Source organism: Pseudomonas sp. p21 (assembly GCF_001642705.1).
Lineage (GTDB): Bacteria > Pseudomonadota > Gammaproteobacteria > Pseudomonadales > Pseudomonadaceae > Aquipseudomonas.
The window spans coordinates 48441-64339 of sequence record NZ_LWBV01000005.1 but is presented as its reverse complement, the minus strand read 5'-3'; the positions used below and the strand labels follow the sequence as shown (position 1 = coordinate 64339).

Sequence of the window (15899 nt, the reverse complement as noted above, 5' to 3'; positions counted from 1 at the left end):
GTTCAGGGCTGAGGCTCACCGCTTTCGAACCATGGCTGCCATGGGTTCAACGGGGAGGGGGGCTTGGCGCGAGGTCGATGGCCGTTGAGTGCGGTTGTCCAGGCTTGTCGCCCGACGTGAGGAAAATCCGGTGCATATTTTTATTCCTAATTATTATTACAGAACAAATTAATATTCCTATTTAATGGTTTCAGGCCCGCTCAGCATCAGTGATGAGCTTGTCGATCGCCCCATCGAGTACAGGAATAATGATGTCCGATCCGAACCCCCTTTTGTTCGCCCTCTATGAGCAGGCCAGTGTCGGCTGTGGCGGGGCACCGAGTCTCTGGACTCACCCGGCCGACGAACGTCTGGCCGCCAACACCTTTGAATTCTGGGCGAATCAGGCGCGTATTGCCGACCAGGCCAACCTCGACATGCTGTTCTTCGCCGATGTGCTGGGCTTCTACGATGTGTTCGGCGGCAACGCAGAGGCAGCCGTGAAGTGGGCGGTAGAGGCGCCTGCCAACGATCCGCTGATGATCATTCCAGGCCTGGCCGCCATTACCCGTAACCTGGCATTCGGCGCTACCGTATCCACGACCTACGAACACCCTTTCAGCCACGCCCGACGGTTCAGTACGCTCGACCACATGACCAATGGCCGGATCGCCTGGAATATCGTCACCTCTTATCTGCCCAGTGCTGCGCGCAACTATGGTCTCGAACAGATGATCAAGCATGGCGACCGTTACGAGCGGGCCGAAGAGTTCATGGATGTGGTGTACAAGCTTTGGGAGGGCAGCTGGGCGGACGACGCCGTAGTCGCCGACAAAGTACGTCGGCTGTATGCCCAGGGTGACCGAGTGAAGCCGATCAACCACATGGGCGAGCATTATCGTGTAGCCGGGCCGCACCTCAGCGCACCTTCGCCGCAGCGAACGCCGCTGCTGATACAGGCTGGCTGGTCTGGCAGAGGGCGCGAGTTCGCCGCCAAGCATGCCGAGCTGGTCTTTATTGCCAAATCGAACCCGCACGAAATCCGCCAGGGCCTGGAGGAAATCTGGCGCATGGCCGAAGCGCGCGGGCGCGCCCGGGCGGATGTGCAGTCGCTGACCGTGTTGCGGATAGTCACAGCCAAAACCGAGATCGAGGCTCAGCGCAAGTACGATTTGTTGCAGAGCAACTATCACCTGGAGGCACAGCTGGTCAGCTATGCCGGCGATACCGGTATCGACTTGAACCGCTATGCCGACAGCGATGCCTTGGCGACCCACACCGAAGGTCTTACTTCCTACATGATGCGCCCCGACGGCAGCGGCAAACCGTTAACAGCAGGCGATGTGAGGCAGCGCTTTGCCAACGTCACCCGCGGCACGGACCTGATCCTGGTGGGCACGCCGACGCAGGTAGCCGACCGTATTGAAGAACATGCGCGAATCTCGGGCACAAGTGGCTATATGCTGAATCCCTTGACCAGCCCGGGCACACTGGAAGACTTCGTCGAACTGGTGGTGCCAGAGCTACAGAAACGAGGGCTTTACCGTAGCCGGCCGCAAAGCGGGACGTTCCGCTCCCGCTTGAGGGCCGATGGGGCCAACCGCTTGCCGGCCAGCGCGTATGGCGCTTCGTTCCGCTCGGCTAGCGCCGGCGATCAGCAATAGAAATCGCCATCTTCCATGCCCGCCTGTAGGAGCGGATTGTTCTCGGTAGCCCGGAACCACGACCAATGCGGGCAAGCCGCACCGGTCGTGAACCACTATCACCGCAGATGCTGTCTGATCGCCCGGGCAGCCTGGTCCATCGCACTGCGGGTACCGGGCACCTGGCCGAGTACGTTGAGCAGGCCGAAGTCGTGGATCATGCCGTTGTAGCGCACGGCCGTCGCGGGTACACCGGCAGCGCCAAGCTTGCGGGCGTAGGCTTCGCCTTCCTTTCAGCTGCTTCAGGCTGGCGCGCAGCGGCGAGGCGTGGATGTCGTCACGCTGCCTGGGGGCGGTGGTATAGCTGTCCCAGAACCATTGCATCATGTTGCGGGTCAGGAAATGGCCCTCGGCGAACTGGTGGTATGAGCCGTTGCTGAAGTTGGCGTCGGTCACCGGCCACAGCAGGGCCTGGAAGCGCAGCTTCGGCGTGCCGGCCTCCTTGGCCTTGAGCGCGACAACCGCGGCCATGTTGCCACCAACACTGTTGCCTACCACCGCCAGATGCCTGCCATCGACGCCAATCTGCCTGCCGTTTTCGGCAACCCAGCGGGTGGCAAGTGCAGCGCTCGACCTGGATGCCGGAGCGGGAGAGTTCCATGGTCAAGCTCCTGGGGGCGCTGGGTAGGATGATCAGTTCTGGTTGGCGTAGGTGGTCGGGCGCAGGTAGCTGACCTTCTGCACATTGCCGTCGCTGTCACGGTAGGTCAGGGTGGCAGTGGTGGCGTGCCCGTTGGCGTTGGCCGGCGCGTCCACGGCGATCACTTGGGCGATGTCCAGGTGCATACCGTACTGGTACGGCGAGGCGGTCTGGGCGAAGGCAGCGACGCTGGCGCCGAAGGTCAAGGTGGCGATGGCGATTGCTTTGCTGAAGTTCATGGTCATGCTCCGTTAGCTTGAGTAGTGGGATCAGCGATTGCTTGTGGGTTGACTGGTATATTGCGCGATAATAATTAGCGCACAAAATATATTTCCGTTATCGTGCCGATCGAAGCGCTGCATCAGCCCCGGCCTCCGTCGCTGGGCGGCGGTCGTCGGGTTGTTTTGCTAGCGTGCCGCCGGCGGGAAGTCGATATCGGTAATGGCGATGTTGTTCAGGTAGTTGGTCAGGGATGGCAGCGCAGTAGTCGCAACCGTTCACGTCCGAAGCGGCGAGGGCATCTGTATTCCATAAATGCGGGCCGTCTGTGTCTATCGGCATCATTGCCAGATTGATACGGTCTGCATTTATTGTATTTCGATGAGGTAACAATGGATCTCACTGCAATCCCCTTCGGTACCACCGATTGGTCAACGATAGAACCGGTAGCACATGCCGGTCAGACAGGCACAGCCTATTGGCGTACCTGCCAGTTTGGTTCAGCGCGCGTGCGGATGGTCGAGTACAGCCCTGGCTATTTGGCCGATCACTGGTGTTGGAGGGGACATATTCTGTTGTGCCTGGAGGGTCAGTTGCATACAGAACTGGAAGATGGTCGTCAGTTCACACTGACGCCGGGCATGAGCTATCAGGTGGGTAATAATGCTGAGGGACATCGGTCATTCACCGCCACCGGGGCGAAGCTGTTCATTGTGGATTAGCAGTGCGGGCGGACCTGCATGACGCACCCAGACAATCTGTTTGTGGCCATGCAGCCGCAATCAGGATAGCAGGCATCCGTGAAGGGCTGCTTTGGGACGAAAGTAGCCGGTCACGATTGACCGCTATCGTCCCAAAGCGGCCTGTCGCGAGAGGGCAGTAATCGGCCAGAAGCGGTCATTGCACAACGAGAACCTAGTTGGTCCCTCGACACTCTTGTGAGACGTTGAGGTGACTCTAACTTTCCAGGGAAGACCATGGACGTTCGATCGACGGAAACAAAAGATTGGATGCTATTAAAGCAAGTCCGACTCGCTGCGCTTTTGGACACGCCAACGGCGTTTGGTGTGAGTTATCAGACTGCCGCCGCATACAATGACGAGCAATGGAAAGAAAGAGCCTCATCAGCCGGAACAGAATTCTGGCTGGCCTTCGAGCAAGACAGACCTGTTGGAATGATCGGTGCCGCAGTCAGTAGTGCGAATCGCTTTAACTTGATCGGGATGTGGGTTGAACCTGCTGCACGGGGCTCTGGCGCGGCAGCTCAGCTGGTAGAAGCCGTAAAAGCTCGCGCGACGGTGAAAGGCTTTGATCGCGTTTTTCTGGACGCCTCTCCCGACAATGCAAGAGCCTCGAATTTCTATCTGAAGCAGGGTTTTACTTTCCTGGATGAATGGGAACCGTTAGAAAGTCATCCGCATATTGCGGTTCAGACAATGCTCTGGATCGGAAACTGATTCACAGAGTTACCTACTAGCGGTGTGTCCGTTTTGGGTCGAAAGCGGTCTGCCGCAAACGGCAATTGTCCGCTAGTGGACGACTCAGCAAAGGGATTGACTGTCGCAGCAGTAGCTCTACTCTTGCAATGAGCGTCGGCTCAAAGCTTTAAACCGCAATGCCGGGAGTGCGCTGATGTGACAAAAACAGGTGAAGCGCAGATTCTGGCCAAGAGAGCCGCTTCGCGCGCCAAGATTGTCAACGTTATTGCTGCTGAACTTGAAGGGAGATAACAGGGATGTCCAAAGCACTCTTTACTGTGGGGCCCGTGCTGTCCTTTCGAGGCGTCAGCAAAACGGGACAATGGCAAGTGACCGCATTGGTCGGGGTTGCAAGAGGTTCTGTATTCCCTGCATTTTTTATTGAAGGGCGGGCTTGTCCAGCGCCGAAAGTTTTGCTGGAGCGTCCGAAGGAAACCATCCTCCGATATGACCTGAGCTGTGATCAGCAGGAGGAGGAGCGAACGGTTCAGTTCGGTATAGGCGTTGAAGGGCCGCGATGGCAGTTCTCCGTTCCCGGTCGAGAATATGCCCCGAGAATGGCCTACGTCTCTTGCAATGGCTTTTCGGACCCTAGTGGAATGCGCAAGTTGGTACGCCCTGAAAACGCCGTCTGGGCCGACCTGATCAGCAACCATGACAGTGAGTTGCGGGCTGCCGGTTACGTGCTGGACAAGGAGCAGCTTTGGCACGAAGGACGAATCCATGACAAGGGGTTGAAGCGGTTCCAATTACTTCTGATGGGGGGAGATCAGATTTACTTTGACTCGATCTGGGAGGATATAAAATCTCTCAAGAGATGGGTTGGGCTGTCGCGCAAGGAGCAGCTGGCGTTCAAGGTGAGCGCAGCGTTGGAGAAGGAGATAGAAGCTTACTATTTCGGCCTCTATGCCAATCGTTGGCTACCCGATACACGGCGTGACTGGGGGCACGCCAGGCCAAATCTGGATGCAGCTGATGCGATGGCGAGAATTCCTACGGTGATGATGTGGGATGATCACGATATCTTCGACGGTTGGGGGTCATACAGCCCAGCCATGCAGCACTGTGAGTTGTTCCAGGTGTTGATGCGCCATGCACGTAAGGCGTTCTGGGTGTTTCAGTTACAGCATGCGCTTGATGATTTGCCACAGCAGCAATTGCTCCAGCGCGCGAACGTTTCCCAGCAGGATCCACAGTATGAGCCGGTGCAATGGAGTGCACGATTAAAAGGAGATCAATTGGCCTTGCCGCTCCTGGATGGCCAACCAGGCTTCAGTTTCGGCTATCACCTGGGGCCGGTGTCGCTGTTTGTTGCTGATTTGCGCACTGAGCGTTCACGTACCCAGGTGATGGGGGCCAATACCTGGACTGCCATGCAGGCTTGGCTCCGCACACTGCGTGACGGCACACCCGCTCATCCGGGAAGCAAATGTCAGCACTTGATCTTCATGTCCTCGGTGCCGGTCGCGCACCCCAAATTGTCACTGGCTGAAGGATTACTCGATACGTTTGGGCAGGATCATGTGCTCGACAGTAATGCTGATGACCTCAAGGATCATTGGTCGCACGGGGACCACGAGGGGGAGCGCAAGCGACTCCTGGAGTCACTGACCCGTATTGCTGAGCAGAGAATGCTGCGTGTATCCATTGCTTCCGGAGACGTGCATGTGGCGGCGTGGGGCAGTTGCTATCGTCGGGATATTCCGCCGACGTCGAATTGGGCGCAGATTCAGCAGTTTACTTCGTCAGGCGTGGTGCATCCGTCGTTGGTTGGAGTGGCCGAGCGGCTTTTTCTGCAGTTGCTGAACCAAACCGCAAGCAAGGTCCAGTCCATCGACGTGCAGCACTGTGTCGAGATGATGTTGTTCCCGGGGTTTAATCGGTACGTGATGCCAGCTCGGAACTGGTTGGCCTTTGAGTTGGACGTGGGGGGCGAGGCGGGATCCAAGCTCTGGGCAACCTGGCGTTGTGAAACCGAGGCAGGCTTTTCCAATCACCTGCAAGCGGTGCAACCGGCTCAGAAATAGAGCAACTCAGGTGCACAGCAGTTACAGCGTTCAGAGCGAGGGATTGGTGCGGAGTGCTTTGAAAGCCAGGGTCAGGGTTTAAGAGGGCGGTGTCAGTATGAGCCACTGATCCTGGTTTGATTGACTACCGTGCCGACTGCCCTATGAGCGACGACTGAGTCTTCGCGGACTTGGCAATGTGGGACAGCCTTGAAAGCGCACAAAAAATGGCAAAGGCGTTTCCGGTGGGATTCTTCTCGCCTGGCGCAAGCATTTGCCCAGGGTGTGCAGGTGATGCTGAAAGTGATCTGAGAGCTGTTTTTTTTGTTTTCATGAAATAAAACGCCAACATTATCAAAAAACGAACAATAGTTAGTCTCTATTAGGCAGGGTGTTGCTGAAAAACGCAATCGGCTTAAGCCAGGCATGGTGTAAATTGGATCCAATGTTTGCTCTTGCCCTCTACGGGCGACTACAGGGTGTGCACAGGCATAGGAGAAAGCCGCCATGATGTTGAAGGATCCTTCAAGTAAATATCGCCACTTCGCCACAGTCGACCTGCCAGACCGCCAATGGCCCAATCGGGTCCAGAAGGTCGCTCCCACTTGGTGTAGCGTCGACATGCGGGACGGTAACCAGGCACTGATCGAACCGATGAACGCCGAACGCAAGCGTCGATTCTTCGACCTGTTGGTGAAGGTCGGTTTCAAGCAGATTGAGGTGGGTTTCCCGGCAACATCGCAAACCGATTTCGACTATGTGCGTGAATTGATCGAGAGCGGTGGTATCCCCGAGGATGTCACTATCCAGGTCATGACTCAGGCCCGTACTCACCTGATCGAACGAACCTTCGAAGCGCTCAAGGGGGTGCCACGGGCCATCGTTCATGTGTACAACGCAACGGCTCCCGTATTTCGTGATGTGGTGTTCGGCGTGGATCGGGCAGGTTGCATCGACATCGCCACTCAGGCCACCAGGGAGATCAAGGCGCTGATGCAGGCCAATCCGCAGACGCACTGGACCTACCAATATTCACCTGAAACCTTCTGCTTCACCGAACTCGATTTCGGTCTGGAAATCTGTGAAGCGGTGATCGATGTATTCGAACCGTCGCCTTCCAACAAGATGATCCTGAACCTGCCTACCACCGTGGAGGTTTCGACCGCCAACGTGTTCGCCGACCAGATCGAATGGTTCTGCCGGCATGTACGCAAGCGCGACAGCGTGATCATCAGTGTTCACCCGCACAATGACCGTGGCACCGGGGTATCTACCGCCGAGCAGGCTTGCCTGGCAGGAGCCGAGCGGGTCGAGGGCACCTTGTTCGGCAACGGTGAGCGAACCGGTAATGTCGATATCCTGACCTTGGCTATGAACCTCTATACCAGTGGCATCAGTCCAGTGCTGGATTTTTCCGACATCATCCACGTCCAGCGTGAGGTCGAGTTCTGTAACCAGTTGCCGACCCATCCGCGTCATCCCTATGCGGGAGAACTGGTGTTCACGGCATTCTCTGGTTCTCACCAGGATGCTATCAAGAAAGGCTTCGCCCATCGGCAGAAAAACCCCGACGGTTTCTGGGAGGTTCCGTACCTCCCGATCGATCCTGCCGACATGGGGCGCAGCTATGAGGCCGTCATCCGGGTCAACAGCCAGTCGGGCAAAGGTGGTGTGGCCTACCTGCTGGAGCAGCATGGTATCGTCCTGCCGCGCCGGTTGCAGATGGAGTTCAGCGGGCTGGTGCAGCAGGTTGCCGATAGTGAAGGGAGGGAGATCACCAACGAGATGATCTTGTCGTGCTTCACCAGAAACTACCTGGAGCAGGGTAATCCGTACGTCTTGCTGCACCCCATGGTCACCACTGACGAAGCCTGCACTTACCTTGACGCTCAACTGGTGGTCGATGGTGAACGCCTGGCGCTTGCTGGCAAGGGCAACGGCCCATTGGCCGCACTGGTCCATGCGTTCGCCCAGCAAGGTCTGGTCTTCAATATTGCCGATTACCACGAGAACGCTGTTCGCGATGGTGCTGAGTCCGAGGCGATCGCTTACATCGAGATACGTGTCAACAACCAGTTGCTGTTTGGCGTGGGTAGGGACGGCAGCACACTTCAGGCATCACTCAAGGCTGTGGTGAGTGCTGTCTGCCGTGCCACGCGCCTGGGTTTGCTCAATACCGTCAATAGCATGACCGCCACGGCTTGAGGGGATAGTGCATGGAAGCATTGGGAATGGATTATGAGCATGCTGAAGTCGTGGAGGTCGGTATGTCCTATGGCGAGTGGCGGGCCCGCGCCCGAATGATGCTTAGCCAGCTTCGTCTGGCTGACGGCTTGCCTGCTACCCTTCAGGCCTCGCTGCTGCTTCTGCCCAACGCATCGACGGCTTCGTCGATGAAGTGCCTGACCTTTGCCGAGGGACGACGGTCGGCTGGGTAGATCAGGTTGACGGGGTAGGTGGGCCCTTCGAAGTCCTCAAAGAGTACGACCAATTCACCTCGTTGCACGTAGGGCATGAGCACGTCCTCGACACAGAGCGTGATACCGAAGTCCGACAATGCCGCGTTCACCTTGGCCTGGGTGTTGTTGACGTTCAGTCGACTCGCAATGGGGATCGTGAACGTCTGCATGTTTTGGGTGAATCGCCAAAGCTTGTCCGTCATTCGATCGGAAAACAGGTAGCCCAGACAATCATGGTCCACGAGTTGCTCAGGATGGACCGGCGTTCCTCTGCGCGACAGATAAGCAGGGGAGGCGCAGGCGAACATCCTGAAAGGCTTCAAGCCGCGTTGAACTAATGCTGCACTGTCAGCCAGTTGGGGTTTTCCCAAGCGGAAGACGACTTCGAATCCCTCTTCCACGATGTTCACAAGCCTGTCTGTCAATTCCAACTCGATTTCCGTTTCGGGGTAACGCGTTAGATACTGGGTAAGGAATGGGATTAATCGATGCGAGCCGTAATTATAGGGTGCGCTGATCCTGATTTTTCCGCGTGGCGTTGAGTTCGCTGCCAGCGCCAGCGCGTCGGCGTCTTCAACGTCGCTCAGGATTGCCTTGCAGCGCGAATAGTATGCTTCACCCAAGGCGGTCAAGCTTTGACGGCGGGTGGTTCGGGTGATCAATTTGAGACCTAACTGAGATTCCAGATTGCCAACCTGTTTGGCAATCAGTTGCGGGGTTACGCCCAGTAGTGCCGCCGCTGCCGAAAAAGAGTTTGATTCGGCTGCCGCCACGAACGCCGCCATACTTTTCAGCTTGTCCATATTTACAACCTTTAGTTGTCAATGTTGTTCTGTTTCGAGCGTTTATCTTGAAGATCTTCCTGCTTAACATGTCCCGGGTCAATCAAAGTAAGCGTCTTGTACTTCTTGGAGCGGAGATCTGGAAATGGTGAACATATCGCATGAAACGGCAGAAGAGACGGAGCGCCGGCTGCTACGCGTGTCGACCCAGGCGCGTGTCCGGTTCTTTACCGGCACGTATGCGTTTTTGGAGTTTCCTTTGTCATCTTTTCCACGTGCGGTAGATCCTGACGCACTGGCCCTCGTTCGAGATGACAAGGTGTGGAGTCAACTGGTCCCTTGCGAAGCCGTCGACCAGGAGTTATTCGGCGTCTTCCGTTTCCATTTCCCCGAGGGCGCCGACAACAGCGGGTTCGTAGGCTGGTTGGCAACTCGTCTGAAACAGCGCTTTGGTACAGGTGTTTTCGTCACGTGTGGCCAGCACCGAGATGAGGGTGGGATCTTTGATTATTGGGGCGTCCCGGCCAGTCTGGCTTCGGATGTCTTCATGGAGATCCAGGCATTGCTTGATCGTCGGGCCGGGAAAATGAAGGGGGATCGATAGAGGGGGCGGTGTTCGGGAGTTCCCCCAAAAATACCCTTCGATACCCCCAGCAGACTATGGCTGGTGCTTGCCCGCGCCGTAGCGCTTCTTGCGGGATCGGCATCCGCGCTGTTTCTGTTCTTCCTCGATCACGCGACCCAATGGCGTGCAACCCACCGCTGGGCCATCTGGCTGTTGCCTGTGGCCGGCCATGCGGTGGGCTGGTTCATTACCTGATCGGCAAGCCGGTGAACGCGGGCAAAAACCTACTGATCGACGAGATTCACGACCCTAAGAAAACCGTTCCGCTGCGCATGGTGCCTCTGGTGCTTGCGAGTACGGTGATATCCCACTTCTGGAACTATCGTGCTGTTTCAAGCAATCGATTTTGTCATTTTACGATCCCTCTCCAAGCACCATTGAGCTGCATAAATCAAAGGTTTCAGGGCGCGTCGGGATTTCTCACAAAAAGAGAATGGTGGCACGTTGACTCTCCCCTTAGGGGGAGACTTTAGACTCCCGGCCCTCGATAGACCTGGCCTGAAAACAGCTTTTTTGGCCCGATGACTTTATTCATTCAATGCGGCTTTTGTAGGGAAACAACCAATGAACAATCCGTTGGAATTGGACAGCGTTATCAGCAGTACACAGGAGATTCTTGCGCAGTTGCTGGTGTTGGATAGGGGGGACGTGGCAGAGCACAGCAGTATCGTTGACGACCTCGGCGCCGACTCGCTGGACATCGTCGACCTGAGCTTCCAGCTGGGCCGTCAGTACGGTTGCACCTTGCCGAAAACCAGCGTGCTGGATCACGCGGTAGCGGTGTTCGGCGACGCCAGCCGGTTTGTTGAAAATGGCCGAATCACGCAGGACGGCGTGGCCTTGCTGGAGCAGAGCCTCAGCGCTTATGCGCCGGGCCAGTTGCACGCGGGCATGCAGCCGGGCGATGTCTTCTCGGCCACCACCGTGCGTAACTGGGCGCAGCAATGCCATAACGTTTTCAACTACCTCCCCGAGACCTGCCCGGAGTGTGGCGCGGTTCATGCCCAACTCAATGAACGCAAACAAGTGGTGTGTGGCGGTTGCAGTGCTCGCCTGACCCCTCTGGACGGTGACTCGATCTCGCGTCTGTTGGTTGAGCAGTACGCGGCCACCCAGTTGAAGGCTTCGGCGTAGGGGTTGCCTTGATGCAGGCCAGAGAGGTTCTGGTCACCGGCTATGGCCTGGTGGCTCCCACGGCACTGGATGCGGCCTCGCTGTTCAAGACGATCGGCGAAAACCGTTCCTGCATTCGCCAGCACCCGGCGTTTGTCGAACTGGGGTTTGCGAACCCGGCCGCCGGATTTATCGATGAGCAACAATGGCAGGTCATCGCGGCGGCCTTTCCGGGCGATCTGCAGACCACCTCTCGCCAGGAATGGCTGGCGCATTACGTGGCCCGTCAGGCGCTGGCCCATGCCGGGTTGGCCGACGGCGCATTTGCCCGAGTCGCCAGCGGCATTTTCGTTGGCACCAACAAATATTGCGCGAGCGGTGATTTGCGGGACGCCAGCCGTTACATGGACGATCAGGGGCGGGTCGATCTCGACCAGTACCTGGATAACCACACCCTCAGCGGTGGGGCGTTTGCCCGGCGGGTTGATCAGCAAACCCGCCATCTCGCCGAATGGCTGGGTGTTCGTGACCATGTCTCCACACATTCCGATGCCTGTGCCGCCGGCACCATGGCCATCGGCAGCGCCTATCGAGCGATCGCCCGTGGCGAGATCGACCTGGCGTTGTGTGGCGCGGTGGAGTTGATGGCCCATGAATTGTCCTACTACAGCTTTGATGGGCTGGGCGCACTCTGCCAGCGAACGGACTTTTCCCCACAAGAACAGAGCCGGCCGTTCATGCCGGACCGTTGCGGTTTTGTGCTGAGTGAAGGGGCGGCGCTGTTGGTGCTGGAATCCCGCGAGCATGCCGAGCGTCGTCAGGCCTGTTCGCTGGGCCGGGTGCTGGGTTACGCGAATCTGTGCGAGGCAGAGAAAATCACCTCCAGCAGCCGCGACGGCAGCAAGTATGCCGCCTGCATGACGGCGGCCCTGGCCGATGCCGAACTGACCAGTGCGGCTGTGGACCATGTGAATGTTCACGGTACGTCGACACAGGCCAATGACCGTTGCGAGGCCCTGGGCCTGGCGCAGGTCTTCGGCGAAACCCTGGAGCAGATGACGTTTACCGCCAACAAATCTGCCGTAGGGCACTCGTTGGCCGGCAGTGGTGCCATTGAGGCGGTGCTGTCGTTGATGAGCATTCAGTTGGGCGTGGCCTTGCCGACCCTCAATTTTCAGCCGGAAAAATCCGAGTTTCCGGAGTTGAAATTCCTTTGCGAACCGTTGCAGCAACCGATCAATGTCGTGCTCTCCAACTCCTTCGGGTTTGGTGGCGTGAACAGTTCGTTGGTGCTGGGCAGGGCATGACATGACCAGATCCAATTCAACCGCTGTTTATATCACCGCTGCGTCGGTACTCAACGCCGCCGGTACTGAATGTGCGTCCCGTGACAGTCAACCTCAGGCCGCGCAACCGCTGGATTTCGACCCGGCGCGCCTGGCTCATTGTGTCGCAGCGCCCGCCTTGCCGGCTGGTGTGTACGACCGCAAGCTGTCCCGCAGCCTCGAGCCTCAGGGTGCGCGCCTGCTGTATTGCGCCGGCCGTCTCGCCGAGACCTTGCGTGGGCTGGAACTGCCCGACGAGCGGATCGCATTGATCGCTGCCATTCCGGAAGTGGATGGCCCCAGCTCGTGCTGGGATGCAGTGCAGGCCATTGGCGCACAACCGGCAGATCTGTTGGCGCAATTCTTTGCCCACACACCGCCGCTGCATGCGCTGATGATGCTCAACAGCAGCGTCATGGCCCACGCCGCTGAGGCCTTGCGTTGCAAGGGGCCCATGGGCGGTTTTTGCTCCCAGGGCAATGCGGGGCTGGATGCTTTGATGGAGGCCGCCGCCCATCTGAGCGAAGGCCGTGCCGATGCTGCCGTCGTCGTCAGTAGCAGTCCGAACATCACCCCGGCGTTGTACCTGCGTGACGCTACTCACCCACCTGTGAACCCCGGCTCGTGGGTTTTCGGCGAAGGTGCTGCGGCACTGTTGCTGACGACCAACCCGGGCAGCGGTGCTCAATCTGCGTTGCGCATTGCCGGGTTTGCCCGTGGTTACAGCGCGCAACCCGAGCGTGGACTGGCGGTTGGTCGCGACGTCATTGAGCGTGCTTTGAGCAACGAAAACCTGTGCCTCAGCGATGTCGGGCAAGTTGTCGCCGATGCACAGGATCCGCAGATTGCCGCGTTGTTTACCCGATCGGGGCACACCCTCGAACACTCCAAGGCGTTGGTAGGTGACTTGGGTGCCAGCGCCTTGCTCAGCGAAATCGCTGTGACCTGGGCACTGGATTGCAGCCGTTACACGCTGTTGCTCGAACATAGCCGAGGCGGGCATTGGGGCGCGGTGCTGCTGGCCAGAACGTCGTCGGACACAGAGACAATGGAGAGTTACCCATGAGCCCCACACGGGTCGTGATCACGGGCATGGGCGCCGTCACTGGCTTCGGCTTCGAGTGGCAGTCCATGTGGCAAAAAATGTTGGCCGGCGAGCATTGCATTCGGCCATGGCAACCGGAAGGCGTCGAGGCGGGTGCGTTCCCCGTGCGTTACGCAGCGCCCGTGGACATGAGCTTGATGCCGGCACACTTGAAAGACCATCCGGCCTGGCGGTTGTCGCTGGAAAAGCGCACCCGCTTTGGTTGGGTCGCGGCCACCCAAGCCATTGCCGACAGTGGCCTGAGCCCCGAACAATTGCGTGGCGCGGCGGTATTGTCAGCGTCCGGCGCACCTGCTCATCGTTTGCAGGACATGCTGCTCAGCCTGGCGGATAACCCGGCGCAGGCGCCGTCCTGGGCTCAATTGATGGCGCGACAGGCGCAGGTCGATCCTGACAGTTCACTGTGTCAGAGCAACGACCGCCTTGCACGGGTGATTGCCGATGGCATCGGCAGTGAAGGCCCGGTGATCAATATCAGCAGCGCCTGCGCGGGAGCGTCCCAGGCCATCGGCAATGCATTCCAGATGATCCGTCGCGGCGAGGTCGAGCTGGCCATTGCCGGGGGCGCTGATTCGGTGCTGAGCCTGGACACCATGACCGCGCTGTATCTGCTCGGCGCCGCCAGCAGCGAACAGCGTTGGGGCACCGAACTGTGTCGGCCGTTCGACCGCCATCGCAGTGGCTTGATTGCGGGTGAAGGCGGTGGTTTTGTAGTGCTCGAAACCCTCGAACGGGCGCTCGCCCGAGGGGCAACGCCGTACGCCGAAGTGCTGGGTTTCGGCAGCAGTCTGGATGCCTACAAAATCACCGCACCCGACCCGCAGGGCCGGGGAGCGGTGCTGGCGATGCAGGCGGCCCTGACGGATGCCGGGCTGGCACCGCAACAGGTCGATCTGATCAATGCCCACGGTACGTCGACACCCCTCAACGATGCCGCCGAAACCCTGGCGATCAAGACCCTGTTCGCCGAGCGCGAACATTATCGGCGGTTGCTGGTGACGGCCAACAAATCCCAGTTCGGCCACCTGATTGCGGCCGCCGGAGCACCGGAGTTCATGCTCACGGCCCTGGCCTGCCGGGATGATCGGGTCACGCCGACCCTGAACCTGCATGATGCCGACGAACAATGCGACCTCGACTACTGCGCCCATCAAGCGGTCAAGCGCAAGGTCGACGTTGCCCTGAGCAACTCCTTCGGTTTCGGCGGCCTCAACACTTCGCTGGCGCTGGGCAAGTACCAGGAGGCGCCGCAATGAAACAGGCGGTCGCGATTGCCGGTGCGGGTTGCGTGTTGCCCAGCGGCTGGGGTGTCGAGTCTTTCTGGGCGGCTGCAACCGAAGGGCGCAGTGCAATTTCGGCGCTGAACGCCCGACGGTTCAGCAGCGAACGCGTGGTGGCGTTCGGGCAAATTCAGGATCAGGACCACCAACGCAGCCGACAAGACCTTGCGCAAAACCTTCAGCGTTACTGCACGCCGGCAGTGATCTGGGGTGTCAGCGCGGTACGTCAGGCGTTGGAAGAAGCAGGCCTGGCCGATGAGCAGCCGGATGTCCGTTTCGGTTTGTATTGCTGTCAGGGCGGCTACACCCATCCGTCTCTGGAATCCTATGCCGAGTTGTTGCTCGGCTGTCGGCAGGACGGCGTCGCCAACATGGCGGCGTTCGCCAAACGGATCCTGCAAGACCGTGCCCAGGACCCTTTTCTGGTGCTCAAAGGCTTGAGCAACTGCTTGCTGGGTGTCACCAGCCTGGCGCTGAAACTGGTGGGTGAGTGCAACGCCTATATGCAAGGTGTCGCCGGCAACCTGGCAGCCTTGCGTGAGGCTACGGCCGCTTTGCAGGATGGCCGAATTGACGCGGCAATCGTTGTTGGCGCGGGCAGCGAGCTGGACGCCCTGGCGCTGTCCGGGTTGGTCCAGGCGGGTGTCATCAGCGCCAACGGCTCGAACACTCTACTGCCGTTTGACCTTCGGGGCACCGGCGGCATTGCCGGGGAGGGCGCGGCAGCATTGGTGCTGCGCCGGCGCGAAGACCTGCCGGCCGGTCCTCAGGCGTGCCTCGCCGACATGACGGCCCATGCCACCCTCAGTCGCTTGAGCCTGCCCGACAGCCCAACCGATGTGTTGGTGTGCAGCGGCACCGGCGATGCGCACAAAGACCGCATGTTGTGCCAGACGCTGGCCCTTGCGCGCGCCTCGCACATCACCAGCGGGTTGGCGATCAACGGCATTCTCAGCGCGGCGCCGAGCCTGGTGGATCTGATACTTGCGCGTTGCGCATTGCAGGCCCAAAGCGTGCCACCGATTGCCGGTCTGCAGCATCCAGTGGCGAACCTGCCGTTTATTCAGGGCGCGCCCCACGCTGCGAGCCTTGCGCATTGCCTGGTGCTGAACCGCGACGACAACGGATTCAGCGCCGCCTATCAAGTGCTCTACAGCGCAAAGGTCACTCAGGACTGCCGCTGAC

The 15899-nt window shown here is 58.8% G+C and carries 13 protein-coding genes and 2 pseudogenes; 12 read left to right on the top strand and 3 right to left on the bottom strand.

From position 1 onward, the window contains the following. Positions 1–251 precede the first annotated feature (251 nt). A complete protein-coding gene (locus A4C63_RS15870; protein WP_063913493.1) occupies positions 252–1643 on the top strand; it encodes an LLM class flavin-dependent oxidoreductase in 1392 nt (463 codons plus the stop codon). A 98-nt stretch (positions 1644–1741) separates the two neighbouring features. Here A4C63_RS15870 and A4C63_RS15865 read toward each other — a convergent pair. After that, positions 1742–2267 (bottom strand): annotated as a pseudogene (locus tag A4C63_RS15865) (alpha/beta hydrolase fold domain-containing protein); the annotation flags it as partial. A gap of 48 nt (positions 2268–2315) precedes the next feature. Then, on the bottom strand, positions 2316–2561 hold the full coding sequence (locus tag A4C63_RS15860) for a DUF2790 domain-containing protein (RefSeq protein WP_082888342.1): 246 nt from the start codon (positions 2559–2561) through the stop codon (positions 2316–2318). 372 nt (positions 2562–2933) lie between these two features. Here A4C63_RS15860 and A4C63_RS15855 point away from each other — a divergent pair, with 372 nt between their 5' ends. From A4C63_RS15855 to A4C63_RS27055, 5 genes and pseudogenes are all read left to right on the top strand, one after another. Next, positions 2934–3263: a DHCW motif cupin fold protein gene (locus A4C63_RS15855; RefSeq protein ID WP_063913491.1), complete on the top strand. Its 330-nt coding sequence runs from the start codon at positions 2934–2936 to the stop codon at positions 3261–3263. 255 nt (positions 3264–3518) lie between these two features. Beyond that, the gene (locus A4C63_RS15850; RefSeq protein WP_063913490.1) at positions 3519–3998 is read left to right on the top strand and encodes a GNAT family N-acetyltransferase; all 480 of its coding nucleotides are present in this window, start codon (positions 3519–3521) and stop codon (positions 3996–3998) included. 278 nt (positions 3999–4276) lie between these two features. Beyond that, positions 4277–6046, top strand: a complete 1770-nt coding sequence (locus tag A4C63_RS15845; protein WP_063913489.1) for an alkaline phosphatase family protein — start codon at positions 4277–4279, stop codon at positions 6044–6046. 486 nt (positions 6047–6532) lie between these two features. Next, positions 6533–8230 carry a 2-isopropylmalate synthase gene (leuA, locus tag A4C63_RS15840; protein ID WP_063913488.1) on the top strand — a complete coding sequence of 566 codons (1698 nt, stop codon included), beginning with the start codon at positions 6533–6535 and terminating at the stop codon, positions 8228–8230. A gap of 53 nt (positions 8231–8283) precedes the next feature. Continuing rightward, a pseudogene (locus tag A4C63_RS27055) lies at positions 8284–8364 on the top strand (AraC family transcriptional regulator); the annotation flags it as partial. Positions 8365–8372: 8 nt separating this feature from the next. Here A4C63_RS27055 and A4C63_RS15835 read toward each other — a convergent pair. Next, positions 8373–9287, bottom strand: a complete 915-nt coding sequence (locus tag A4C63_RS15835; protein ID WP_063913487.1) for a LysR family transcriptional regulator — start codon at positions 9285–9287, stop codon at positions 8373–8375. 124 nt (positions 9288–9411) lie between these two features. Between A4C63_RS15835 and A4C63_RS15830 the strand changes: the two genes are divergently transcribed. The 6 genes from A4C63_RS15830 to A4C63_RS15805 all read left to right on the top strand — a co-directional run bounded on the left by A4C63_RS15830 (position 9412) and on the right by A4C63_RS15805 (position 15898). Beyond that, positions 9412–9870: a DUF6196 family protein gene (locus A4C63_RS15830; RefSeq protein WP_063913486.1), complete on the top strand. Its 459-nt coding sequence runs from the start codon at positions 9412–9414 to the stop codon at positions 9868–9870. Positions 9871–10455: 585 nt separating this feature from the next. After that, positions 10456–11025 carry an acyl carrier protein gene (locus A4C63_RS15825; protein ID WP_063913485.1) on the top strand — a complete coding sequence of 190 codons (570 nt, stop codon included), beginning with the start codon at positions 10456–10458 and terminating at the stop codon, positions 11023–11025. A gap of 11 nt (positions 11026–11036) precedes the next feature. Further along, complete coding sequence (locus A4C63_RS15820) at positions 11037–12311, top strand: beta-ketoacyl-[acyl-carrier-protein] synthase family protein (protein WP_063913484.1); 1275 nt, start codon at positions 11037–11039, stop codon at positions 12309–12311. Between the two features lie 169 nt (positions 12312–12480). Beyond that, complete coding sequence (locus A4C63_RS15815; protein WP_063913776.1) at positions 12481–13395, top strand: hypothetical protein; 915 nt, start codon at positions 12481–12483, stop codon at positions 13393–13395. Beyond that, positions 13392–14690, top strand: a complete 1299-nt coding sequence (locus A4C63_RS15810; protein ID WP_063913483.1) for a beta-ketoacyl synthase — start codon at positions 13392–13394, stop codon at positions 14688–14690. Before A4C63_RS15815 ends, A4C63_RS15810 begins: the two co-directional genes overlap by 4 nt. Beyond that, positions 14687–15898, top strand: a complete 1212-nt coding sequence (locus tag A4C63_RS15805; protein WP_063913482.1) for a beta-ketoacyl synthase N-terminal-like domain-containing protein — start codon at positions 14687–14689, stop codon at positions 15896–15898. The genes A4C63_RS15810 and A4C63_RS15805 overlap by 4 nt, the downstream gene beginning before the upstream one ends. Position 15899: the final 1 nt, after the last annotated feature.

Coding starts and splice junctions, on each gene's coding strand:
- A4C63_RS15870 (WP_063913493.1), top strand. CDS start 252: ATGTCCGATCCGAACCCCCTTTTGTTCGCCCTCTATGAGCAGGCCAGT.
- A4C63_RS15860 (WP_082888342.1), bottom strand. CDS start 2,561: ATGAACTTCAGCAAAGCAATCGCCATCGCCACCTTGACCTTCGGCGCC.
- A4C63_RS15855 (WP_063913491.1), top strand. CDS start 2,934: ATGGATCTCACTGCAATCCCCTTCGGTACCACCGATTGGTCAACGATA.
- A4C63_RS15850 (WP_063913490.1), top strand. CDS start 3,519: ATGGACGTTCGATCGACGGAAACAAAAGATTGGATGCTATTAAAGCAA.
- A4C63_RS15845 (WP_063913489.1), top strand. CDS start 4,277: ATGTCCAAAGCACTCTTTACTGTGGGGCCCGTGCTGTCCTTTCGAGGC.
- leuA (WP_063913488.1), top strand. CDS start 6,533: ATGATGTTGAAGGATCCTTCAAGTAAATATCGCCACTTCGCCACAGTC.
- A4C63_RS15835 (WP_063913487.1), bottom strand. CDS start 9,287: ATGGACAAGCTGAAAAGTATGGCGGCGTTCGTGGCGGCAGCCGAATCA.
- A4C63_RS15830 (WP_063913486.1), top strand. CDS start 9,412: ATGGTGAACATATCGCATGAAACGGCAGAAGAGACGGAGCGCCGGCTG.
- A4C63_RS15825 (WP_063913485.1), top strand. CDS start 10,456: ATGAACAATCCGTTGGAATTGGACAGCGTTATCAGCAGTACACAGGAG.
- A4C63_RS15820 (WP_063913484.1), top strand. CDS start 11,037: ATGCAGGCCAGAGAGGTTCTGGTCACCGGCTATGGCCTGGTGGCTCCC.
- A4C63_RS15810 (WP_063913483.1), top strand. CDS start 13,392: ATGAGCCCCACACGGGTCGTGATCACGGGCATGGGCGCCGTCACTGGC.
- A4C63_RS15805 (WP_063913482.1), top strand. CDS start 14,687: ATGAAACAGGCGGTCGCGATTGCCGGTGCGGGTTGCGTGTTGCCCAGC.